The sequence below is a fragment of the Sphingomonas sp. KRR8 genome (assembly GCF_023559245.1).
Taxonomy (GTDB): Bacteria; Pseudomonadota; Alphaproteobacteria; order Sphingomonadales; family Sphingomonadaceae; genus Sphingomicrobium.
The window spans coordinates 821,114-842,577 of sequence record NZ_CP097462.1 but is presented as its reverse complement, the minus strand read 5'-3'; the positions used below and the strand labels follow the sequence as shown (position 1 = coordinate 842,577).

Below are 21,464 nucleotides of genomic sequence, written 5' to 3'. Positions count from 1 at the left end.
CATCCGGCGCCGTCTTCCTGCGCCCAAGAGGGTTAAGGCCCGCTTTCGTGTCAGCATTAGTGACCCGTTTACCACAGTTGTGACGGAAGCGTTTCGAATAGCTCACCGACTCTTCACCTGGACCGGGCAGAGGCATAGCCTCCACCCCAGCTTCACAACGTTCGGGGGAATGAACGATGACCAGCTCCAAGCCTCAGCTGCTGATCGGCGCGGCGCTTGCCGCACTTGCGGTTCCGGCCGCCGCGCAGACCGCCGGCGAAGCCCAGGCGCAGGCCGCCAACCCGGGCTCGGGCGTGGCGGGACCGAACGGCGACGTCACCGAAGTCATCGTCACCGCCACCAAGCGTGCGTCGACGGTCCAGGACGTGCCTTTCTCCGTCAACGCCCAGACCCAGCGCGATATCGAGCGCGCCAATGCCACCACGGTCGAGGACCTCGCCCGTAACGTCGCGGGTCTCACCGTCCAGAACCTCGGGCCGGGGCAGAGCCAGGTCTCGGTCCGCGGCGTGTCGGCCGGCCAGATTGTCCGCGACCAGCCCGGCGTGAAGGAGCAGGTCGGTGTCTACCTCGACGAGAGCGTCGTCTCGCTGTCGCTGTTCACGCCCGACTTCGACCTGTTCGACCTCAACCGTGTCGAGACCCTGCGCGGCCCGCAGGGCACGCTGTTCGGCTCGGGCAGCGTCGGCGGCACCATCCGCTACATCACCAACCAGCCGCGGCTCGGCCATACGGACGGGCAGGTCGAGGCGGGGATCAACACGGTCGCGCACGGCAATGTCGGCTATGACCTCAAGGGTGCGGTGAACGTGCCCCTCGGGCCCACCGCCGCCGCGCGGGTGGTCGCCTACGGCACCAAATATCCCGGCTTCATCGACGCCATCGGCCCGGCCGGCGGCAAGAACGTCAACGACGGCTCGCGCATCGGCACCCGCGTGTCGCTGCTGTGGCAGCCGGCGCCGGGCATCAAGCTCACGCCGCGCGTCGTCTACCAGAAGGTCAAGGCGAACGGTTTCAACCGCGAAGAGCGCTACAACCTCTTCTCGAACCAGTTCACCACCTCGCAGCCGCGGCTGGGCGAGTATCAGCAGTATCTGAAGCTGCGCGAAGCCTTTCGCGACAAGACCCTGCTTGCCGACCTCACCGCCAGCGCGGAACTGGGCAGCAACGTGGAGGTGACCTCGGTCACCAGCTACATCAAGCGCGACATCCTGGTCAGCCGCGACGCCTCGGCGCTCACCGGCTCGGTCTATGTCTCCTTCGCCGGAGCAACGGCGCTCGCGGCACCCGGCGCGAACCTTCCGTCGAACCTGCGCGACACCACCAACCTCAAGCAGTGGACCCAGGAACTGCGGCTGGGCTCGACCGGCAGCGGGCCATTCCAGTGGGTGTTCGGCGGCTTCTACAGCCACGTCGACCGCAAGTATCAGCAGCTGCTGCCGACGCCGGGCTCCGACGTATTCAGCCAGCTGTTCCTCAACGTCGCCGCTCCGGGCGTGACGGTGGCGCAGACCCGCAACGGTTTTGCCCCGGACTCGCCCTACAATTCGTCCATTCCCTACGTGATCAAGCAGAAGGCGCTGTTCGGAGAGGCGAGCTACAAGCTTGGCCAGATCAAGCTCACCGCCGGCGGCCGCCTCTACAACTTCAAGGAAACCCGCGACTTCATCTCGGGCGGCATCTTCGCCAACGGCGACACTCGGATCGGTGACAAGACCAAGTCCAACGGCTTCAGCCCACGCGGGATCATCACCTGGCAGCCGGACCGCTCGCTGAGCGTCAACTTGCAGGCCGCGAAGGGCTTCCGTCTTGGCGGCGTCAACGATCCGCTCAACATCCCGCTCTGCTCGGGCGGGGCGACCGGTGTTGATGCGCAGACCTTCGGCAACCGCCCAACTTATCGCGATGAATCACTCTGGAACTACGAAGCGAACGTCAAGTACAGCCGTCGCGGTATCACCTTCAACGCGGCCGCTTTCTACAACGACATCAAGAACCTGCAGGTCACGGCCGACGCGGGTAGCTGTTCGTCGCGCGTCGTATTCAACGTGCCCAAGGCACATGCCAAGGGCGTCGAAGCGGAATTGAGCGCGCGTCCGATGCAGGGCCTCGAACTGTCTTTCGCGGGAAGCATCACCGACGCCAAGTTCGACAGCAGCGTCACCACCACCACCGGTGTGGTCATCGCGGGCATTCGCGATGGCAATCGCCTGCCCACTGTGCCGCGCTACCAGCTGGCCGGCACCGGGACCTACACCGTGCCGCTCGGCGATGGTCGCGAGTGGTTCACCACTGCCAGCGTCCAGCGCATCGGCAGCCGCTTCACCCAGCCAGGCGACCAGGAACCGGGCGCGGGCCTGATCCCGAACGCGCTGTTCTTCGATCCGGTGACTGGTGCCTACGGGTCAGGCGTGAACAACTTCGGCTCACTCAAGCTTCCGGCCTATACGCTGGTCAACGTCTCCACTGGCGTGAACCTTGGTCGCGGGGTCGAGGTGCAGCTCTTCGCGAACAACCTGTTCGACAAGAAGCCGCTGCTGTCGTTCGATCGTGAGCGCGGCGCCCGCGCGCGGATTGGCTACAACATCGGCCAACCGCGCACGATCGGCGTCACCGCCCGCTTCAAGTTCGGTCAGTGACTCGGTCCGGCGGTCGCCCGCCGGGCCTGACAACCAGCCGGCGGGGCGCGCTCGGCCTGCTCGGCGGGGCGATCGGCGCACCCGCCGTCTTGCGCGCCGCGCCGCTGGGCTCGTCGGGCCGAATCGTCGTGGTCGGGGCCGGCGTGTTTGGCGCCTGGACGGCGGAGCACCTCCGCCGTTCCGGGCACCACGTCACGCTGGTTGACGCCTTCGGCCCCGCCAACAGCAAGGCCTCTTCAGGAGGCGAAAGCCGCCTCACTCGCGCGGCCTACGGCAAGGACCTGGTCTACAGCCGAATGGCGCTCGCCAGCCTCGCTGAGTGGAAGGCGCTCAGCGCCGTCGCGGGCCTCCCGATCCTGCATCAGTGCGGGGTGCTGTTCTTCTTCCCGCGTGAGGAAGCTTATCTGACGGACAGCGTTGTCGCGCATCGCCAGCTGAACATCCCGAGTGAACTGCTCGACCGGGCGGCGCTCGCGCGGCGTTTTCCGATGATTGACTTCGATGGCATCGTCGCCGGCCTGTTCGAGCCGCAGTTCGGCGCCTTGATGGCGCGCCGTGCGGTGCAGACGCTGGTGCAGCGGTTCGTGGCTGCTGGTGGCGAATATCGGGAAGGGCAGGTGCTTCCACCGGGAGCAACCTCGAATCGCCTGGCCACCCTACGCCTGAGCGACGGCGGTGAACTCGCCGCGGATAAATTCGTGATCGCCGCAGGGCCTTGGCTCCCCAAGCTGCTGCCCGACCTGCTCGGCCGCCGGATCGTCGCGACCCGGCAGGAGGTTTTCTATTTCGCTCCGCCGACCGCCGATCCACGCTTCGAACCCGCCGCAATGCCTGGCTGGGCCGACTTCAACGGCGGTGACATCTTCTACGGCTTCCCCGATCTGGAGGCGCGCGGCGTCAAGTTCGCCCATGATGCGCATGGGGTGGAAGTCGATCCAGACACTCAGAGCCGCCGTCCGACGGATGCCGCGCTCGCCGAGGTGATCGCGTACCGGGACCGCCGCTTCCCGGCCCTGCGCGGCGCGCCGCTGCTCTCGGCGGAGGTCTGCCAATATGAGAACAGCTCGAACGGTCACTTCCTGATCGATCGCCATCCGCAATGGAGCGACACGGTGCTGGTCGGCGGCGGCTCGGGCCACGGGTTCAAGCACGGTCCGGAAGTGGGCCGCCTTGCCGCTGGACTGGCGCTCGGAGGCTCACGCCTCGATCCACGTTTTCGGCTGGACACCAAGGCGTTGGCCCAGGCCCGGGCCGTTCATTGAGGCCGGACAAGAGGCCGGATCAGCCGGCCTCTTGTCCGAACAGATCAGAACTTCGCGCCGACCCTCAGTCCGATCGTCCGTGGCGCCCCCGGCACCACCAGCACGCGCGTGCAGCTCGAGCAGGCAACGCCGCGGCTCAGGTCGTTGCGCTTGTCGAACAGGTTTTGCGCGACCAGCTCGATGTTCCACCGGCGGAAGTCGAGGCCGGCCGCGACGTCGAACAGCGCGAACGACCGCAGATTGCCCAGGATGGTGCGCGGGTTGGCCTGGGTCGGGGGTGCGCCGACGAGGTCGATCAGCGTACGCAGGGTGGCGGGGGCAGAGCTCTGGTACGAGACCGCCCCTTGCAGATGCGCTTTCGCATCGCTCAGCACCGGCCAGCTATACCGCGCGGTAAGGTTGCCCTTGAACTTGGGCGTAATCGGTAGCCGCGACCCACTCGGAGCGGCGGTGTAGCTTGCGCTGCAGTCCGCCGTTGCATCGCGGACATCGGAGCAGATGTTCCCCTTGGTTTTCGCGTCGGTGTAGGCACCGGTTGCGTTGATGGACCAGCCGCCGCCGATGTAGCTGATGTCGGTCTCGACCCCGTTGATCTTGGCATCGCGGCCATTCTGGATCTGGGTGAAGCTGTTCTCGCCCAGGAAGCTGAACTGGAACTTCTTCCACTGCTGGTGATAGATGGCACCGTTCCAGCGCCATCCACGCCCGAAGCTCGTCTTCCAGCCCAGTTCGTAGTTGCTCAGGTAATCCGGCTCATACGGGGGCAGGGTGCCGCGCCGGTTGATTCCGCCCGGGCGGAAGCCGCGCGACCAGGTGGCGTAGAACATGACGTCCTTGGACGCCTTGTACTGCGCGTTCAGGCGGTGGATGAAGCCGTTGCCCTTGGCCCGCTTGGGCACCAGCTTGCCATTCTCGGAGTCCGCGAGGTTGGTGCAGGGCGTTCCGGCAATCGCACCGGCGGTGATCAGCGTCGTGTCCGTGCCGTTCAGCTGTGAATCGCGAAGCGTGTCGCCGCTGGCGGTGTAGCAGCCTGCGACGCCGGTCTTGGTGCTGCCCGCGCCATTGGGGGGCGGGTTTCCGTCGGCACCCTGGAAGAAGGCCGGGTCGCGACCGAAACCGAAGAAGCCGAACAGCGAGTTGTCATATTTGAACACGCGGCCGCCGGCCGTGAGGGTCAGCTTGGGCGTGACATCCAGGCTCGCCTCGCCGAACAGGGCATAGTCCTTGTCGATCCGCTTCTGCTTGGTCAGCCACAGCGTGCCGGGCAGGCCGTTGACTGACAGATTGGGTGCCAGATTGTCGATCAGGTAGTTCTGGAAGATGTCGTTCGACTGGCGCTGGTAGAAAGCGCCGGCGATCACCCGGAAGGGGTTCGACTGCGGGCTGGCGATGCGCAGCTCGTGGCTCATCTTCTTGAAGTTGTCGGTCGCGTCGATGTGCTGGCGCGGGTCGATGTTGTTGCCGGCGGCGTCCTGGTAATAGAAATAGCCGAGGCCGCCGTAGGCCGAATACAGCTGGTCGTAGGCGTCGGCATAATCCGAATAGTCGCTCGATGTGAACGTCGGGCGATGCAGATAGGCACCGGCATAGGTCACGTCGAAGTTGCCGACCTTGCCCTCGACCGTCAGCGCGGCCTGGGTGAACTTGTCCTTGCGCACCTCGGGGAACAGCCGGTCGATCTTCAGGTCGCCCAGCTTCGGGTCATAGAAGAAGACGCCGTCCGCCTTCAGGTTCTGGTGCATGATGGTCGGCGTGACCGTCCAGTTCTCGTCCAGGTCGATCTTCAGCGCCGCGCGCCCGCCATACACCCGCTGGTCGTTGAAGTTGTTCTTCACCAGGTTGCGGTTGTTCACCGTCACGTCCGGAATGGACGAGAAGATGTAGTAGGTCCGCTGGCCAGCGACATTGTCGATATAGCCCGCGTCCTTCTGGTAGAAGGCAACTCCGCGGAAGGCGATGTTGCGGGTGATCGGCAAGTTGATCATCCCCTCCAACTTCCCCCCCACCCCACCGTGGGCGACGCTGTTGATTTCGGCGTCGACGCGGCCCGAGGTCACGCTCAGTTCGGGCTTGTTGGTGATGATGCGTATCGTGCCGGCCTGGCTCGACGCTCCGTAGAGGGTGCCCTGCGGCCCGGCGAGACTCTCGATGCGAGCCACGTCGTAAATGTGGACGTCGAGCGTGCCGCCGATGGTTGTGACTGGTTGCTCGTCAAGGTACGTCCCGACGCTGGGCAGCGAGCCCGAGTGGTTGCCATCGCCGCCAGTCGCAACGCCACGCATGTAAACGGTGGTGAGGCCTGGCTGCGCGGTCTGGAAGCTGACCGACGGCAGCTGCTTGGTATAATCTTCGAAGTTGGAGATGTTCAGCTGATCTAGGCGGCGGGTGCCGATCGCTTGCACGCTGATCGGCACGTTTTGAAGATTCTCTTCGCGCTTCTGCGCGGTCACGACGATCTCTGTGGTGTCAGGGGCGAATCCGTCGGCTCGGCTCTGTTGCTGAGGAGTTGGTGGCGTATTGTTGACACCTCCAGCCGCGCCAGACTGCTGGGCGATGGCGGGCGTAGCCAGCGCCGTGGAAGCGAGAATAAGCGCGCGCAGCGTGTGATTCGTCACAATGTCCCCCTGCTCAACTGCAGGGCCGCAGTGCGCCAAATCGCGAGGCTGATGTCAACGGCGTTACGGTTCCGTGCCGATCTTTCGGCGCTCAGCGTTGCTCTGGGGCCGCTGGGTAGGCATCGAGCGTCGCCCCGAGCGCCTGCTTCAATGGCTGCAGCCACGCCTCGTAGGCGCGCCATTCCTCGGTCCCGCCGCGGTAGATGGGCTGGCGCACCTGCTCGCTGCTGGCGGTGCGCACGGCCCGCTCCGTCTTGTAGAATTCGAGGCAGGCCTGCTCGAACGGGAGGCCGCAGCTTTCAAGCAGGCGCCGGACCTCGGCTTCAGTATCCGAGACCATGCTCTCGTAGATAACCCGGTGCACGCGTCCGGGTAGTACAGCGTCAACATGCCCCATCAGCCGGACGTAATCGGCGTAATAACTGCCCATGTCGGCCAAGTCGTAGCTGAAGGGCTGCCCCTGCGCGAAGTGCTGGCGGAAATTGGCAAAGCCGCAGCCCAGCGGATGTCGGCGGGCGTCGATGATCTTCGCGTTCGGAAGCACCAGGGCAATGAACGGCACGTACAGCCAGTTGTTCGGCAATTTGTCGATGAAGAACGGGCGATCGGTTCGTCGCTGAACGCCAGCTCGCTTGAGATATTCTCGGCCCGCCGCGGCGAGTGCTTCAGCATCCATCTGCCTTACGCATCCGGGATAGCCGGGCTGCTCGCGGGCGATCGCGGGCAGATCGGGCAGCTCACTCGTTCCTTCGACCCGGCTGTGCGAGCTCAATATCTGTTCAACGAGGGTTGAGCCCGCGCGCGGCATACCGACGATGAAGATCGGGTCCGCTGCCAGGAACCCCAATCCGGCAGCTCGCGCGAACAGTTCGGGGGTAAACACCTCGATGGCCCGGTCGACGGCCTTGCTGATCGTCGCCGGATCATAGGGCAATCGCTCGCGCCGAAGGCGGTTACCTTCCACATAGTGGCGAAACGCGCGCACTGCGTCACGTTCGTCATGGAACGCCTTGCCAAGCGCGAAGTGCAAGTGGAATCGATCCTCTGGCGTCAACTCAGCCGTTTCCAGCATCTGCTCCATCGTGCCACGATCGGAGTCGGTGAACCGAACGGTCTTAAGGTTCGCCAGACTCCACCAGGCTTCCCCCAGCTGCGGCCGCAGCTCTATCGCCCTGCGATAGGCGGCGATCCCGTCCACCTGCTGCCCGACCGTCTTGAGCATATGTCCAAGGCTCAGCCAGACCCGCGGCTGGTTTGGCACTCGGGCAAGCACATTCTCGTACAGGGCGATTGCCTCGTCGAAATCGCCGAGCCGCCCAAGGGTTGCGGCCTTGAGGTTGAAGTGACCGATGTCATCGGGCTCGGCCTCGAACACTTGTTCGAGCAGCGGCAGCGCTTCGGCGGCGCGCCCCGTCCGGGCCAGCACCAGCGCCAGGTTCGCTCGTGCGGGCGTGAAGCCAGGAGAAATTTCGATTGCCCGCCGCAACAGGGTTTCGCTGTCACCCATGCGGCCGATCCGCGCCGCCAACTCCGCAAGCATCCGGATGGCCCGAACCTCAAAGGGATCGTCCTTGAGGTAACTTTTCAGAAGCCGTTCAGCGACATCCAGCCGCTCACTATTCAGTGCTAACGCCGCCTCCATCAGGCGCGGGTCAGTTCCGGGATGCAGCAGTGGGGCAGGGGCGGTGGACATTGCCAGCGACCTTAGCCACGAGCGTGCGTCAGGCAAGCAGCGCCGGATGAGCGCGTTACCGCTTTGAAACCTCTGCTGCCCGATCTTGTTGACGAATGGTTGGCGGAGAATTTGGTGGGCGCGATCTGGACGGAGCATTACTGCCATCCGGGGGGCTGGAAGCAGTCGTTCGATCCCCCTCCGGTGCATGCGCTCCTGGAGCGCGCAGCCGCCAATTGGCCCAACCGTGTTGCCCTGGATTTCTATGGCAGGTCAACGACATATGCGGCGCTACTCGATCGAGCTCGCCACGTTGCCAAGGGGCTGCAATCCCTGGGGTTACAAGGCAAGCGCGTCGGCCTTTTCCTTCCTAACACCCCGCACTACCCCGCAGCCTTCTACGGCGCGCTTCTGGCCGGCGCGACGGTGGTCAACTTCTCGCCGCTCTACTCGCCTGACGAGGTTCTCGCGCAGACGCGGAATAGCGGCATTGAAGCGATCGTCTGCCTCGACCTGAAGCGGCTCTGGCCACCCATTCAGCGGCTCCTCGATGAGCGGGCGGTCTCCCGCGTCATCGTGGGTGACCTTGCCGAGGTCCTGCCTTGGCCCCAAGCGCTCGGGTTTCGGCTCCTGAAGCGTGGGGATCGCCAAAAGCTGCAAGGCGACGCGCGTATCAGCCGCTGGTCCGAGCTTCTTGCCAACGATGGTGCACCTGCGCCGGTGTCGGTCGAGCCAGCCAAGGATCTGGCGCTGATCCAGTTTACTGGCGGCACGACCGGGGTGCCGAAGGGTGCGGCTCTCACGCATGCCAACCTGTCGGTGAACGCACTGCAGCTCGAAGCGATCGATCCGACGCCGCGCGGGCAGGAGTCCCGCGTCCTTGGTTGCCTGCCGCTCTTCCACATCTTCGCCATTGCCGCGATCCTCAATCGCTCGGTGCTTGGCGGTGCGGAGATCGTGCTTCTGCCGAAGTTCGAGGCGAGGGAGGCGCTCGCCGCGCTTAAGCGCCGACGCTGCACGGATTTCGCGGGCGTGCCGGCCATGTTCCAGGCAATGATTGAGGATCCGGCCTTCACCGCCGACGCCTTCACCGACCTCAAGCAGGCCTTCTCCGGCGGCGCCGCAATGACCCCTGCACTCAAGGAAAGGTTTGAGGCGGCGAGCGGCAGTCGCGTCCTTGAAGGCTATGGCATGACAGAGAGTGCCGGCGTCGTCTCGGTCAACCCGTACGAAGGCGAGGCCCGCGCCGGAACGGTGGGCCAGCCGCTTCCCGCCACGCTTATTCGAATCGTCGGCGAGGACGGTGCGGAACAGCCGCTCGGGCAGGCGGGTGAGATCGTCGTAAGTGGTCCTCAAATCATGCAGGGCTATTGGCGGCCAGAGCAGAAGACCATCGAACCGCTCGCCAACGGTGAGTTCCGCACCGGCGACATCGGCATCATCGAAGCCGACGGTTACGTCCGCATCGTCGACCGCATCAAGGACATGATCAACGTCGGCGGCTTCAAGGTCTTCCCCAGTCAACTGGAGGCGGTGCTCGCCAGTCACCCGGCTGTTGAGGAAGCAATCGTGGTTGCCTCACCCGACGAGCGCGTTGGAGAGCGGCCTTATGCCTTCGTCGTGCTGAAGGACGGTGTCTTCGCCACGCCAGCGGACCTAAGTGCCTTTCTGGCAGGTCACGTAGGCAAGCATGAGCGCCTCGCAGGTCTCGAGCTTCGTGACGCGTTGCCCCGCACCATGATCGGCAAGCCTGATCGAAAAGCCCTCGCGGCAGCGGAACGTGCCCGAGTAGAAGGGGGCGTCATCTGATCAGCGATAGCGCGCGGAGGTGATCTCCGCCTGAAAGAAAGGCAGGTAGTCCGGCGTTCCGTAGTGATTGCCAATGCTTACGCGGCTGGGAACGGTGAAACCGCCGAAGCGATGTTCGGCCTTTACGGTGCCGCCGAATGGCTGCAGTTGGAAGCGCTTCTCCGGATTGGCGTTGCTCCATCGCTGTCCCACCATTTCGCGGACGCCGCCATTCTGATCAAAGGAGAGGCGATTGGTAATCGGTCCTGCAATCGTCGGCAGGGTCACTTCCGCCTGATTGGGCCCGACTTCCCGCCACACCGCGCCGGCTTGCGGCAGCAGCGCGCTGGGAACCCAGATCGCTTCTGCGGCGGCCCGGAAAGCCGCCGAACGCACAAGGTCGGGCTCAGCGCTGAGCTCATTCGCGACCGGTACTAGGCCCGCCACCCAAAATCGGGTCCACGCGATGCCCGCGTGAAGGCCGTCGGAACCGGTGATGGCCATTCCGCCTCGTCGCATTCGTGGCTGCCAGAGGAATGAGCTTCGCGTCGGCGCCAGTGTCTGCTCGGCGGTCATCTCGAAGGACCGGGCTGTTGCGGCCGTGTCGCCGAGCAGGAACGTCCCTCGCATCTGCAGCTCGACCGTGCTGACCAGCGGCGTGCCAGGTGCGATGGCGTGGCGGAAGTAACGCTGCACGACCTCCGGCAAACCAGCAATCAGCCGCTCGTCGAATACTCCTGTCGGCGTCGGCGCCCCCGATATGATCCCGCGGCGGACCTTTTCCTCGTCCCGTGCCGCGGACCAGCGATAGGCGGCTCCGCCAATGGCTGCAGTACCCAGCAGCGCTGGAAGGGAAATCGCAAGAGCTCGAACTAGCCGCATGCCCTGCTTCTAAAAGAATGATCAATTGACCGCATTCACCCAGGTCAGATCGACCGCGCGACCAGCTCCTTCATGATCTCGCTGGTTCCGCCATAGATCCGTGCCACGCGGCTGTCGCGCCACAGCCGGGCAATCGGATATTCGTTCATGTAGCCGGCGCCGCCGTGCAGCTGCAGCGCCATGTCGCACAGCTGGAACTGAGTTTCGGAATGCCACAGCTTGGCCGCGCTTGCCTCGGCGGCGGTCAGCTGGCCCTTTACATGCCGCGCGATGGCCCAGTCGAGATGCGCCCAGCCGACCTGCAGCCGAGCCTTCATGTCGGCCAGCGTGAAGCGGGTGTTCTGGAACTCGAACACTGTCTTGCCGAATGCCTTGCGGTCTTTGGTAAACTCGACCGCCAGGTCGAACGCCCGCTGCGCGGCGCCCTGGCACTGGACTGCGATCGACAGACGTTCCTGTGGCAACTGGCTCATCAGCATGACAAAGCCGCCATTTTCCTGGCCAAGCAGGCGGTCGGCGGGCAGGGCGACGTCGCTGAAAAACAACTCGCTAGTGTCGTTGCCGTGAAGTCCGATCTTGTCGAGGTTGCGGCCACGGGTGAAACCCTCGTCCTCACGGTCGACAAGGAAGAGGCTGATGCCTCGCGCGCCGCCTTCCTCGGTCGTCCGCGCGCAGACGATCACCAGGTCGGCGCTCTGCCCGTTGGTGATGTAGGTCTTGCTTCCGTTTAGCCGCCAGCCGTTCCCATCCCTGCGGGCGATCGTCTTCATGCCCTGGAGATCGCTGCCGGCTGCGGGTTCGGTCATGGCGATGGCGGTGATCACTTTCCCAGTCACCATGCCGGGGAGCCAGCGCTGCTTCTGCTCCTCGCTGCCGTAGGCGATCAGGTAGTCGGCGACGATGTCGCTCTGCAGGGTCCAGCCGACCGCCGAGCCCGCGTAGGACACTTCCTCATCGACGATCGCGTTCCAGCTGAAGTCGAGGCCCGGCCCGCCATAGGCTTCGGGGACCCCGGGGCAGAGCAAGCCAGCGGCACCGGCCGCCTCCCACGCCTCGCGCTCCACGATGCCCTCGCGTTCGTGCCGCTCCATATCGAGGTCGCCGACGATCCGGCGTACCGTTTCGCGGAACGCCGCCTGATCCTCGTCGAAGATGACGCGTGTGCTGGTATCGAGCATGGCTCCTCCTTGAACCGCGCAGGCTAGTGGGTAGAGCGGCAGAGGAGAAGAGGGACACGCATGGCCGGACCGCTTGAAGGACTGACGGTCATCGAGATGGCGGGGCTCGGCCCGGGTCCGTTCGCCGGCATGATGCTTGCCGATCACGGCGCCCGCGTGATCCGCGTCGAGCGGCCGGGCAATCTGTCGGTCCCCAACGACCCGCTGACCCGCAACCGCGAAAGCATCGCACTCGACCTCAAGCAGGATGCGGGGAGGGCAATCGTCCGGCGTCTGGCCGCTCGGGCCGACGGCCTGATCGAAGGCTATCGGCCCGGAGTGATGGAGAGACTAGGCCTCGGCCCCGACGACCTGCTGAGTGCGAATCGGAAACTGGTCTACGGCCGGGTCACGGGCTGGGGACAGGAGGGTCCGCTGGCGCAGGCCGCCGGCCACGACATTAACTATCTGGCGCTCACCGGCCTGCTGTCCTGCATTGGCGAGGCCGACCGACCACCGGTGCCGCCACTCAACCTTGTGGCCGATTATGCCGGTGGCGGGCTGATGCTGGCATTCGGCATGGTCAGCGCATTGCTGGCGGTGCAGCGCGGCGCCGAAGGCCAGGTGATCGATGCCGCGATGACCGACGGTGCGGCGCTGACCGGAGCTCTGATCTTCGGCCTGCGCGCCGCCGGCCTATGGCGCGACGAACGGGGGGCCAATCTGCTCGACGGCGGTGATCCGATCTACGGTTGCTACGTCTGCGCTGACGGACTGGACGTCAGCGTGGGCGCCATCGAGCCGCAATTCCGCACCGCCCTGTTTGCCGGCCTGAAGCTCTCACCGGGGGCGACGAAGAGCGAAATCGCCGCCGCATTTGCCGGGCGCCCGCGATCCGCTTGGCTCGAGTGCTTCGAAGGCACCGACGCCTGTGTCGCACCAGTGCTCGGCCTGGGCGATGCGCCCGGTCATCCGCACAATCGAGCACGTGAGACTTTCGTCGAAGTGGGCGGCGTGATCCAACCCGCGCCCGCGCCGCGCTACTCCGCCACGCCAAACGACGCTCCGCGCGCTCCTCGACGGGAAGGTGAAGATGGCCCGTCCATCCTGGCGGAGTTCGGCTTCTCGGAGTCCGAGGTCGCCAGACTGCGCGACGAGCAGGTTCTGCGATGAACCCGCTTTATGCCGCGATGCCGGTCAGCATCTTCGAGCGGATGAGCCTTGCCGCCGCAGCGCACGGCGCCGTGAATCTCGGCCAGGGCTTTCCCGATTTCGGCTGGCCCGAACCGCTGGTGGAAGAAGCCGCCCGCCTGCTTACGCACGGCAGCAATCAATATCCTCCCTCGCGCGGGCTTCCGGCCCTTCGCCAGTCCGTCGCCGACCATTATCGCCGCCATCAGAACCTCGACCTCAACGCCGACAATGTCCTGATCACCAGCGGCGCGACCGAGGCGATCGCCGCCGCCATATTCGCGCTGATTGAAGCGGGCGATGAAGCCATCGTCATCGCACCCGCCTATGACGCCTACGCGCCGCTCATCCGCCGCGCCGGGGGAATGGTCCGCGAAGTTGCCCTGCGCCCGCCTCACTGGCGGATCAACGAGGCCGCACTTGCCGCCGCCGTCACGTCCCGCACCCGACTGCTCGTCCTCAACAATCCGCACAACCCTACAGGCCGCCTGTTCGACGCCGCCGAGCTTGCCGCCGTCGCGCGGGTGGCGGAGGCCCACGATCTCCTCGTCCTTGCTGACGAGGTGTGGGAGCATGTCCTGCCAGAGGAGCGGAGTTTCACCCCCTTCGCCGCCTTGCCCGGCATGGCGGTGCGGACGCTCAAGTGCGGCTCGGCCGGGAAGATCTTCTCGCTGACCGGGTGGAAGGTCGGTTGGCTGGTTGCCCCACCAGAAATCGCGACACTTGCCGCCAAGGCCCACCAGTTCCTGACCTTCGCCACCGCGCCGAACCTCCAGGCCGCCGTTGCCTTCGGCCTGGGGCAGGACGAATGGCTGCCTATCATGCGGCGGGCGTTCACCCGTGCCCGTGATCGGCTGGCCGACGCCCTCTCCAAAGCCGGCTACGCTCTGCTGCCGAGCGAAGGCACCTACTTCCAGTGTGTCGACCTCACTGCGTCAGGCATTTCGCTCGATGACCAGGCATTCGCCACCCTTGCGGTCGAGCAAGCCGGTGTCGCCGTCATTCCCTTGTCGCCCTTTTACGAGGATGCGCCGGCCGCCAATCTCGTCCGCCTTTGCTTCGCCAAAAAGGAGGAGACCATCGTCGCCGGTCTCGCCGCGATGCTGCGCGCGCGGGAGCTCGCGAGCGGCTAGACCCTAACGTCCATCTCAATCCGCCGGCGGACGATCGGGTCCTTTGGCGGATTGACCAGCAGCTTCCACCGGCGTTTGTGCCGGCTGTTCCAGGCTACGAGTTCGTCGGCCTTGAGCGGTTGGGCGATGAGGAAGCCTTGCGCCGTATCGCAGCCCATCTCGCGCAGCATCGCCAGTTGTTCGGGAGTCTCGACGCCCTCCGCCGTCGCGGTCAGCCCAAGGCCGTGCGCCAGATCGATGACGCTTTTCACGATCACGCGGCTGTCGTTGCTGCCCACCATGTCGGCGACGAACACCCGGTCGATCTTCACATCGGTGAAGGGTAACTGCTTCAGCTGCACGAGGGTCGAATAGCCGGTCCCGAAGTCGTCGATAGCAAGTCCGATGCCCTTGATCCGGAAGCGGGTCAGCGTGTCCATCAGCTTGACCAGTGGCTGGGTCGCTCCCTCGGTGAGCTCCAGCACCAGGCGATCGGTGGGGACGTCAAGCGCACGGCACATCCGCTCTACGAGGTCGGGAAAGTCGAGGTGCTGCAGCGACAAAGCGGAAATGTTGAAGGCGATGGCCGTGTCCAGGCCTTGTGAACGCCAGTCGAGCCATTGCCGCAGCGTCGTCCGGAGACCCCATTGCGTCAGCTGGTCGATCAACCCGTGGCGCTCGGCCAAAGGGACGAAGCGGGACGGGGCCACCTGTCCGAACTTCGCATCTTCCCAGCGCACCAGTGCCTCGACCCGGATCAGCCGCCCGTTATCGAGCGCGACCTTGGGCTGGTAGGCCATGGTCAGCCGCCCGTTGAGCAAGGCTCGCTCGAACCCGTCGAGCAGCGCGATATCCTTGCGACTGGTCATCGCGCGGGCGCGGGACGCACCTCCTTCAATATTTCTTCCAGCTCATGCAGCCTGGTCGGCTTCTCGAGCGGCCCTACCATGTTGAGGCCGAGCGCTTCTCCGAGCCGGAAGGCGCTGTCCAGCACGCGCCGGTCGAACCCGGAGATGATCAGAACAGGCCCGCTGAAGGATTCGGCGGACAGGAAACGCAGCAACTCGACACCATCCATTCCCGGCATTCCAAGGTCGAGCGCAACGGCGTCCGGCCGCTCCTCATGGAACTGCCGCTGGAAGTCCGTTTCGTTCGTCCCGATCGCAGCCTGGTACCCAGTCTCATGCGCAGCCGAAGCCACGAACGCCGCCAGCGCCGGTTCATCGTCGATCAGCAGCAGGCGCGGCCGCTCCATTGTCATCATTTCTCCTCAGCTGGCTTCCCTTGCGCTGCGAGTAGCTGCGAGGTCAAACCGAGTCTGCGTTCATGTTCGCCGTTACACCTTCTTAACCCTGACAAGCGCATGATAGTTCGCTCAAAGCGCCTCCGAAGGGGATAATTGGTGTTCGTTTCCCTTATACGCCGAAAGGGTCGCAAGCCCGCCAGCGAAGAAGCGGCGTTCGAGTCGACGACCTTTTCGCTCAGCACCAACGTGCCTCGCCCCGTGGAACGGCGTGAGGAGGACCGGGTGCTCTCGACCCTTCAGGTCGGCAAGCTCGTCAGCGTCGGTGGTGAGCAACTCATCCGCATTCGCAATGTCTCGGCCGGCGGGCTCATGGCCCAGTGCGGTGCAAGTCCCCCCGTCGGCGATGCGGTGGAGGTCGAGTTCTCGGGGCAGAAGATCCCGTCGAGCGTGGTCTGGATCCGCGAAGGCACCGTCGGCATCAAGTTCGATCAGAATGTGGACCTTGGAGAGCTGCTCGCCGGCCGCAAGCCGCGCCACGGGTTTCGCCCGCGTCCACCTCGCCTCCAGGTCGATTGCCGCGCCTCGGTCAAGGTCGGCAAGACCTTCTACACCTGCAACGTGCATGACATCTCGCTCGGCGGTATGAAGGTCGAGCCGATCAATGAATATTGCCTGGGCAAGAAGGTGGTGGTGGTCATCGAGAGCCTGCGCCCGGTGAAGGGCGAGGTCCGCTGGTACTCCGACCGGCGTGCCGGCATCGTGTTCGACGAGGAACTGCGCTTCGAGGAGCTGGCCGAATGGATCGGCAAGCGGCTCGAGGTCGCCAGTCTGAAAGCCGTTCACAAGAGCCGCTAGTTTCCGGCCAACCGACACCCTACATCCCGCTCAGATCAGAGCGGAGAACATCATCATGGCGGAAAGCCAAGCAATTCTGGCCGGCGGCTGCTTCTGGTGCACGGAAGCCGTGTTCCTCGACGTCGTCGGCGTGCGCAGCGTCGAGAGCGGCTACATCGGCGGCCAGACGGTCAATCCGACCTACAAGCAGGTTTGCGGCGGCGACACCGGCCATGCCGAGGCCATCCGCATCACCTTCGATGAGGCGCAGGTCAGCTACGCCGACCTGCTCGACATATTCTTCGCCACCCACGATCCGACCCAGCTCAACCGGCAGGGCAACGACGTGGGCACGCAGTATCGCTCGGCAATCTTCCCACTGGACGAAGAACAGGCGGAGATCGCTCGCGCCAAGATTGCGGAACATAACGAGGATCATGGTGGCAGGATCGTCACCACGATCGAGCCGCTGACCGACTGGTATCCGGCGGAAGACTATCACCAGGATTATTGGGCGAACGAAGGCCAGCGCAATCCTTACTGCATGGCCGTCATTCCGCCCAAGCTGCAGAAGCTCAGAAAGAGCTTCCAGAACCGGCTGAAGAGTCAGGCCGGGGCGGCGGCCTAGCCCAGCTTGCTCAAGCCAAAGGCGGTCAGGAAACCGCTGACGGCGATCAGGCCGGCATAGTCGTGGGTTCCCTCGAATGCTTCGGGGACCATCGTGTCCACGATCATCGCGAGGATTGCACCGGCGGCGAGCGCCTGCACGAAGGCGACCGCCGCCGGATCCACCCCGGCAAAGGCGATGTAGCCGATCAGCGACGCAAGACCGGAAATGACCGCGATTCCGGTCCACAGCCCGAAGTTGTAGGCCGCGCTCTTGCCTTCGGACTTCAGGCCGGCCGCGCTCGATAGGCCTTCTGGCAGGTTCGACAGGAACACGGCCGCAACCGCTACAAGGCCGACTGAGCCTCCCTCGATGAGGCTGACGCCGATCACGATGGATTCAGGAATGCCGTCGAGAAGGGCGCCAAGGGCCAGCGCCATGCCGTTCTCGGGATTCTTATCGGCTTCCTTTTGCCGCTTGCCCTCTGCGCCACTGCGCTTTCGGTGGCGGGCGCCGCGGTGGGCGAGGATCAGATTGGCCACGGTGTAGATCGCCGCGCCTCCCAGGAAGCCGCCGGCAACCGGAAGAAAGCCGCCGCGCTGCCAGGCTTCCTCCATCAATTCGAAGGACAAGGCGGAGATCAACACGCCGGCACCGAATGCCATGATGGCCGCGATCAGGCGTTGGGGCAGCTTCAGATACCAGCCGATCGCGGCGCCGATCAGCAACGCAGATCCCGACAGCAATCCCCAAAGTCCCGCCTGGATCGCCATCGGCATGCGCGTTCTCCCTATGCGGCAGCCCGTCGCAGCCGATCGTTGATCGCCGTTCCGAGACCCTCGTCCGGCACCGGGGCAACGGCGATGGCGTCCACAGGTTGCGCATCGGCGCGATGAAGGCAGGCGAACAGGCGTGCGGCAGCCTCGGTGAGATCGCCGCTGGCGCTCAGCGTATCGTCACCCGTGATCGCTCCGAAGCCGATCAGCCATTCACCATCACGCCGCTGAGTCGCATTCAGCCGCACCGGCTTGGTCGGTGCATAATGGCTGGCCATCATTCCGGGCGCCTCGATATCCCCGGATCCCGTCCGTTCGGCGCCCTCGATCAGCAGCGGACCGGGCCGGAGCAGCCGGAGCCTGCCGTCCGTGACCGCGACGATGGTGCTCTCCAGCCCGCGCTCGGTCGGGCCGCCGTCGAGGATCAGCGCAATCCGGCCAGACAGGCTGGCGAACACGTGCTGAGCAGTGGTCGGGCTGATCCGTCCGCTCGCATTGGCGGATGGCGCGGCGAGCGGCCGGCCGGTTGCGCGGAGCAGTGCCTGCATGACGGGGTGGGCGGGAACCCGCAGCGCAATGCTCGGCAGCCCCGCCGTCACCAGGCTGGAAATACCTGCGTCGTCCAGTAGCGGCACGACGAGGGTCAATGGGCCGGGCCAGTGCGCCTCGGCCAGCCGCCTTGCCGCGGCGTCGAACTCACCAAGCTTTTCGGCGGAGGCGAGGTCGGGCACGTGCACGATCAACGGGTTGAAGCTCGGCCGGCCCTTGGCGGCGTAGATGCGCGCCACCGCCTCGCCATTGGTGGCATCGGCGGCGAGGCCGTAGACCGTCTCCGTAGGTACCGCGACCAGCTGGCCGGCAAGGATCAGGTCCGTGGCTTGCGCAAGGGCAGCCTCGTCGAATGCCCGTATCTCGGTCCCTTCACCCGTCATCTTCCCGCCGCTATGGCAAAGGGCAACAGCTCACAAGGGAATGGTAATGGCCTTCCGGTGCCCAGTTCAGGAACAGCGCTTCGTCCTCGACCACGTCGTGGGGATCGGCGAACTCACCAATGACAGCGATATCGTCGACGCGGTGCTCGAAGGCGCGGCCCAATATGCCGAAGGAGAAGTGGAGCCCCTGAACCGCATCGGCGACGAAGTCGGAGCGAAATGGTCTCCCGAGAGCGTCGCCATGCCCGCTGGCTTCCACGATGCCTACCGGCACTTCGTCGAAGGCGGCTGGATGACGATCAGCGCGCCCGAAGAAGCGGGCGGGCAGGGCCTTCCCCTGGCACTCGGCGCCGCCGTGATGGAGGACCTCAACGCCGCCAACCTCGCCTTCGCGCTCTGCCCGATGCTCAGCATGGGCGCCATCGAGGCGCTGCAGGCGCACGGCTCCGATAAGCAGAAGGCAGACTATCTCGGCAAGATCGTGTCGGGGGAATGGCCCGCTACCATGAACCTGACCGAGCCGCAGGCCGGTTCCGATGTCGGCGCGCTCAAAAGCAAGGCGGAGCCCAACGGCGACGGCTCATGGCGCATCACGGGCCAGAAGATCTACATCACCTATGGCGAGCACGACCTGGCCGATAACATCATCCATCTCGTGCTGGCCCGCACACCCGACGCGCCGGTCGGCACGCGCGGCATCTCGCTGTTCCTGGTGCCCAAGATCCTGCCGGACGGCAGCCGCAACGACGTCCGCTGTGCCTCGATCGAACACAAGTTGGGCATCCATGCTTCACCAACCTGCGTCATGGCCTATGGCGACGAAGGCGGGGCAATCGGCTGGCTGATCGGGCCCGAGCACGGCGGCATGCGCGCCATGTTCACCATGATGAACAACGCGCGCCTCAATGTCGGACTGCAAGGCGTGGGGATCGCCGAACGCGCCACGCAGCGGGCTGTCGAATATGCGCTGGGGCGGGTCCAGTCGGCCCGGGCGGGCGCTGTCAGCCGCGATGCGGTCGCCATCGCCGATCACCCGGACGTTCGGCGCATGCTGCTGAGGATGCGGGCGCTGACGATGGGCGCTCGGGCGCTTGCCTATCACGCATTCGGTCAGGTCGACCGCGCGCATCGCGGCGACAGCCAGGCCGGACTGCGCGCCGACATATTCACTCCATTGGTGAAGGCGTGGGGAACAGACGTCGGCTGCGAGGTCGCCAGCCTCGGGATACAGGTCCACGGCGGCATGGGCTATGTCGAGGAAACCGGCGCGGCTCAGTATCTGCGCGATGCCCGCATCGCCCCTATCTATGAAGGCACCAACGGAATCCAGGCCGCCGACCTCGTGGGCCGTAAGCTCGGACTTGATGGCGGGCTGGCCTTCGACGGAGTGATCGCGGACATCCGAGCCGAGACGAGGGCACCGAGCATCGAAGCGCTTGCCGACGCGGTCGAGATTGCCGCCGCAACCCTGCGGACGGCGGATCATGATGACCGTCTCGCCGGAAGTTACCCTTTCCTCACGATGACCGCAGTGCTGACCGCCGGATGGCTGCTGGAGCGTCAGGCAAAGGCGGCCGTCGGCGACACGCCGTTCGAGCAGGTCAAGCGTGCGGCCGCCGGTTACTTCATGGATGTGGTCGTCCCCGAAGCACTGGGCCTCGCCGCAGGAGCCGAAGCCGGGGCGAAGCTGCTTTATTCGGTGCCGGCCGAAGCGCTGGCCTGACGGGTCAGGACCGCTCGAGCAACTCAGCGGGATCGATCCCGAGCTGCCGCATCCGAACGCGGATCGCGGGCCATTCCTGGTCTACGAATGTCTGGCGCTCGCTGCTGGTCAGCCGCGCCCGTGCGCCTTCGGCGACGAACATTCCGACCCCGCGTCTGACCACGATCAGTCCTTCGTCCTGGAAGCCCTGATAGGCCTTGGCGACCGTCAGCGGGTTCGCACCCTGCTCGGCGGCAAGCGCGCGGACGGAGGGGAGGGGGCCGCCATCACGATACTGTCCGCTCAAGATCCGGTCGGTAATCGTCTCGCGCAGGCGGACATAAACCGGTTTCTCATGAGTGGTGCGAGGCGTCATGCTGTCCTAATACAGCGCGGCGCGGTAAGTTGCAAGTCAATGACGTAATTATTGGGACGGAGACCAGCGTCGCACAATGTCCGCAGGATCCGGCCGCGGCCGCTCCTGCAGCTCCAGGCCCGGCGAGCCAAGGAACATGAATCCCACAATGCGCTCGTCCGGTCCCTGCGCGAACGCGGCCCGTACCGAGGGGTCGTAGGCCGCCCAGCCGGTCAGCCAGCTCCCCACATAGCCCAGCGCGTGCGCAGCATGCAGCAGGTTCATCGCCGCCGCGCCGGCCGCGAGTTCCTGCTCCCACACTGGCACCTTGTGCCCGGCAACAGGCGCGGACAGCACCACCACCAGCGCCTCGCCTTGATGGGCGAACCGCTCCGCCTTGGCATGGTGAGCAGGGCCCGCGCCTGGATCATTCTCGTCCAGCGCGCGATGCAGCAGTTTGGCCAGCGCGTCTCGCTGCTCCCGTTCGATCACCACGAAGCGCCAGGGCGCGATCTTGCCATGATCCGGCGTCCGCATGGCGATCTGCAGGATCTGGCTCAGCTCCGCCTCCGACGGTCCTGGCGCGACCATTTCGGCCGCACGTCCGGAACGGCGAGTGGCGAGAAGCGACAGTGGCGAGGAGCGGTCGTTCAGCATCGTGGCGCGACATAGAGGCGCCGCGCACCTGTCACAATGT

18 protein-coding genes are annotated in these 21,464 nt (G+C 65.2%); 8 read left to right on the top strand and 10 right to left on the bottom strand.

The window, feature by feature from the left end; translation table 11 throughout:
* The first annotated feature begins 176 nt into the window (after positions 1-176).
* Both M8312_RS04250 and M8312_RS04245 read left to right on the top strand, forming a co-directional pair.
* The gene (locus tag M8312_RS04250; protein WP_250119140.1) at positions 177-2,636 is read left to right on the top strand and encodes a TonB-dependent receptor; all 2,460 of its coding nucleotides are present in this window, start codon (positions 177-179) and stop codon (positions 2,634-2,636) included.
* Positions 2,633-3,898: an FAD-dependent oxidoreductase gene (locus M8312_RS04245; RefSeq protein ID WP_250119139.1), complete on the top strand. Its 1,266-nt coding sequence runs from the start codon at positions 2,633-2,635 to the stop codon at positions 3,896-3,898. Before M8312_RS04250 ends, M8312_RS04245 begins: the two co-directional genes overlap by 4 nt.
* Positions 3,899-3,942: 44 nt before the next feature.
* Here the strand turns inward: M8312_RS04245 and M8312_RS04240 are convergent, their stop codons facing one another.
* The gene (locus M8312_RS04240; protein ID WP_250119138.1) at positions 3,943-6,513 is read right to left on the bottom strand and encodes a TonB-dependent receptor; all 2,571 of its coding nucleotides are present in this window, start codon (positions 6,511-6,513) and stop codon (positions 3,943-3,945) included.
* A 91-nt stretch (positions 6,514-6,604) separates the two neighbouring features.
* Entirely contained in the window at positions 6,605-8,206 is a 1,602-nt protein-coding gene (locus tag M8312_RS04235) for a tetratricopeptide repeat-containing sulfotransferase family protein (protein ID WP_250119137.1), read from the bottom strand.
* Positions 8,207-8,269: 63 nt separating this feature from the next.
* On the opposite strand from M8312_RS04235, the gene M8312_RS04230 reads away from it, so the two are divergent.
* Positions 8,270-9,994 (top strand): AMP-binding protein, encoded by a 1,725-nt coding sequence (locus M8312_RS04230; RefSeq protein ID WP_250119136.1) that lies wholly within the window; start codon positions 8,270-8,272, stop codon positions 9,992-9,994.
* Here M8312_RS04230 and M8312_RS04225 read toward each other — a convergent pair whose 3' ends face one another.
* Together M8312_RS04225 and M8312_RS04220 are read right to left on the bottom strand one after the other, a co-directional pair.
* Positions 9,995-10,855 (bottom strand): DUF6544 family protein, encoded by an 861-nt coding sequence (locus M8312_RS04225; RefSeq protein ID WP_250119135.1) that lies wholly within the window; start codon positions 10,853-10,855, stop codon positions 9,995-9,997.
* 44 nt (positions 10,856-10,899) lie between these two features.
* Entirely contained in the window at positions 10,900-12,033 is a 1,134-nt protein-coding gene (locus M8312_RS04220; RefSeq protein WP_250119134.1) for an acyl-CoA dehydrogenase family protein, read from the bottom strand.
* 60 nt (positions 12,034-12,093) lie between these two features.
* Between M8312_RS04220 and M8312_RS04215 the strand changes: the two genes are divergently transcribed.
* Both M8312_RS04215 and M8312_RS04210 read left to right on the top strand, forming a co-directional pair.
* Positions 12,094-13,185, top strand: a complete 1,092-nt coding sequence (locus tag M8312_RS04215) for a CaiB/BaiF CoA transferase family protein (protein WP_250119133.1) — start codon at positions 12,094-12,096, stop codon at positions 13,183-13,185.
* Entirely contained in the window at positions 13,182-14,336 is a 1,155-nt protein-coding gene (locus M8312_RS04210) for an aminotransferase (protein ID WP_250119132.1), read from the top strand. Before M8312_RS04215 ends, M8312_RS04210 begins: the two co-directional genes overlap by 4 nt.
* Here the strand turns inward: M8312_RS04210 and M8312_RS04205 are convergent.
* Both M8312_RS04205 and M8312_RS04200 read right to left on the bottom strand, forming a co-directional pair.
* Positions 14,333-15,184, bottom strand: a complete 852-nt coding sequence (locus M8312_RS04205; protein ID WP_250119131.1) for an EAL domain-containing protein — start codon at positions 15,182-15,184, stop codon at positions 14,333-14,335. The genes M8312_RS04210 and M8312_RS04205 overlap by 4 nt on opposite strands.
* On the bottom strand, positions 15,181-15,570 hold the full coding sequence (locus tag M8312_RS04200; RefSeq protein WP_250119130.1) for a response regulator: 390 nt from the start codon (positions 15,568-15,570) through the stop codon (positions 15,181-15,183). Before M8312_RS04200 ends, M8312_RS04205 begins: the two co-directional genes overlap by 4 nt.
* Before the next feature lie 147 nt (positions 15,571-15,717).
* Between M8312_RS04200 and M8312_RS04195 the strand changes: the two genes are divergently transcribed.
* A complete protein-coding gene (locus M8312_RS04195) occupies positions 15,718-16,416 on the top strand; it encodes a PilZ domain-containing protein (protein ID WP_250119129.1) in 699 nt (232 codons plus the stop codon).
* 55 nt (positions 16,417-16,471) lie between these two features.
* On the top strand, positions 16,472-17,023 hold the full coding sequence (gene msrA / locus M8312_RS04190; RefSeq protein ID WP_250119128.1) for a peptide-methionine (S)-S-oxide reductase MsrA: 552 nt from the start codon (positions 16,472-16,474) through the stop codon (positions 17,021-17,023).
* Here msrA and M8312_RS04185 read toward each other — a convergent pair.
* The gene (locus tag M8312_RS04185) at positions 17,020-17,781 is read right to left on the bottom strand and encodes a ZIP family metal transporter (protein ID WP_250119127.1); all 762 of its coding nucleotides are present in this window, start codon (positions 17,779-17,781) and stop codon (positions 17,020-17,022) included. The genes msrA and M8312_RS04185 overlap by 4 nt on opposite strands.
* Positions 17,782-17,792: 11 nt before the next feature.
* Entirely contained in the window at positions 17,793-18,710 is a 918-nt protein-coding gene (locus M8312_RS04180; RefSeq protein ID WP_250119126.1) for an L-threonylcarbamoyladenylate synthase, read from the bottom strand.
* A 46-nt stretch (positions 18,711-18,756) separates the two neighbouring features.
* Between M8312_RS04180 and M8312_RS04175 the strand changes: the two genes are divergently transcribed.
* A complete protein-coding gene (locus M8312_RS04175; RefSeq protein WP_250119125.1) occupies positions 18,757-20,433 on the top strand; it encodes an acyl-CoA dehydrogenase family protein in 1,677 nt (558 codons plus the stop codon).
* 4 nt (positions 20,434-20,437) lie between these two features.
* On the opposite strand, the gene M8312_RS04170 is transcribed toward M8312_RS04175, so the two are convergent.
* Together M8312_RS04170 and M8312_RS04165 are read right to left on the bottom strand one after the other, a co-directional pair.
* Positions 20,438-20,788 (bottom strand): GntR family transcriptional regulator, encoded by a 351-nt coding sequence (locus M8312_RS04170; RefSeq protein ID WP_250119124.1) that lies wholly within the window; start codon positions 20,786-20,788, stop codon positions 20,438-20,440.
* 48 nt (positions 20,789-20,836) lie between these two features.
* Entirely contained in the window at positions 20,837-21,424 is a 588-nt protein-coding gene (locus M8312_RS04165) for a nitroreductase family protein (protein WP_250119123.1), read from the bottom strand.
* Positions 21,425-21,464 lie beyond the last annotated feature (40 nt).

Bases quoted from the DNA above. Each gene is read 5' to 3' on its own strand.
- M8312_RS04225 (WP_250119135.1), bottom strand. From the start codon at position 10,855: ATGCGGCTAGTTCGAGCTCTTGCGATTTCCCTTCCAGCGCTGCTGGGT.
- M8312_RS04185 (WP_250119127.1), bottom strand. From the start codon at position 17,781: ATGCCGATGGCGATCCAGGCGGGACTTTGGGGATTGCTGTCGGGATCT.
- M8312_RS04170 (WP_250119124.1), bottom strand. From the start codon at position 20,788: ATGACGCCTCGCACCACTCATGAGAAACCGGTTTATGTCCGCCTGCGC.
- M8312_RS04180 (WP_250119126.1), bottom strand. From the start codon at position 18,710: ATGACGGGTGAAGGGACCGAGATACGGGCATTCGACGAGGCTGCCCTT.
- M8312_RS04215 (WP_250119133.1), top strand. From the start codon at position 12,094: ATGGCCGGACCGCTTGAAGGACTGACGGTCATCGAGATGGCGGGGCTC.
- M8312_RS04200 (WP_250119130.1), bottom strand. From the start codon at position 15,570: ATGGAGCGGCCGCGCCTGCTGCTGATCGACGATGAACCGGCGCTGGCG.
- M8312_RS04250 (WP_250119140.1), top strand. From the start codon at position 177: ATGACCAGCTCCAAGCCTCAGCTGCTGATCGGCGCGGCGCTTGCCGCA.
- M8312_RS04210 (WP_250119132.1), top strand. From the start codon at position 13,182: ATGAACCCGCTTTATGCCGCGATGCCGGTCAGCATCTTCGAGCGGATG.
- M8312_RS04205 (WP_250119131.1), bottom strand. From the start codon at position 15,184: ATGACCAGTCGCAAGGATATCGCGCTGCTCGACGGGTTCGAGCGAGCC.
- M8312_RS04175 (WP_250119125.1), top strand. From the start codon at position 18,757: ATGGCCTTCCGGTGCCCAGTTCAGGAACAGCGCTTCGTCCTCGACCAC.
- M8312_RS04165 (WP_250119123.1), bottom strand. From the start codon at position 21,424: ATGCTGAACGACCGCTCCTCGCCACTGTCGCTTCTCGCCACTCGCCGT.
- M8312_RS04220 (WP_250119134.1), bottom strand. From the start codon at position 12,033: ATGCTCGATACCAGCACACGCGTCATCTTCGACGAGGATCAGGCGGCG.
- M8312_RS04235 (WP_250119137.1), bottom strand. From the start codon at position 8,206: ATGTCCACCGCCCCTGCCCCACTGCTGCATCCCGGAACTGACCCGCGC.
- msrA (WP_250119128.1), top strand. From the start codon at position 16,472: ATGGCGGAAAGCCAAGCAATTCTGGCCGGCGGCTGCTTCTGGTGCACG.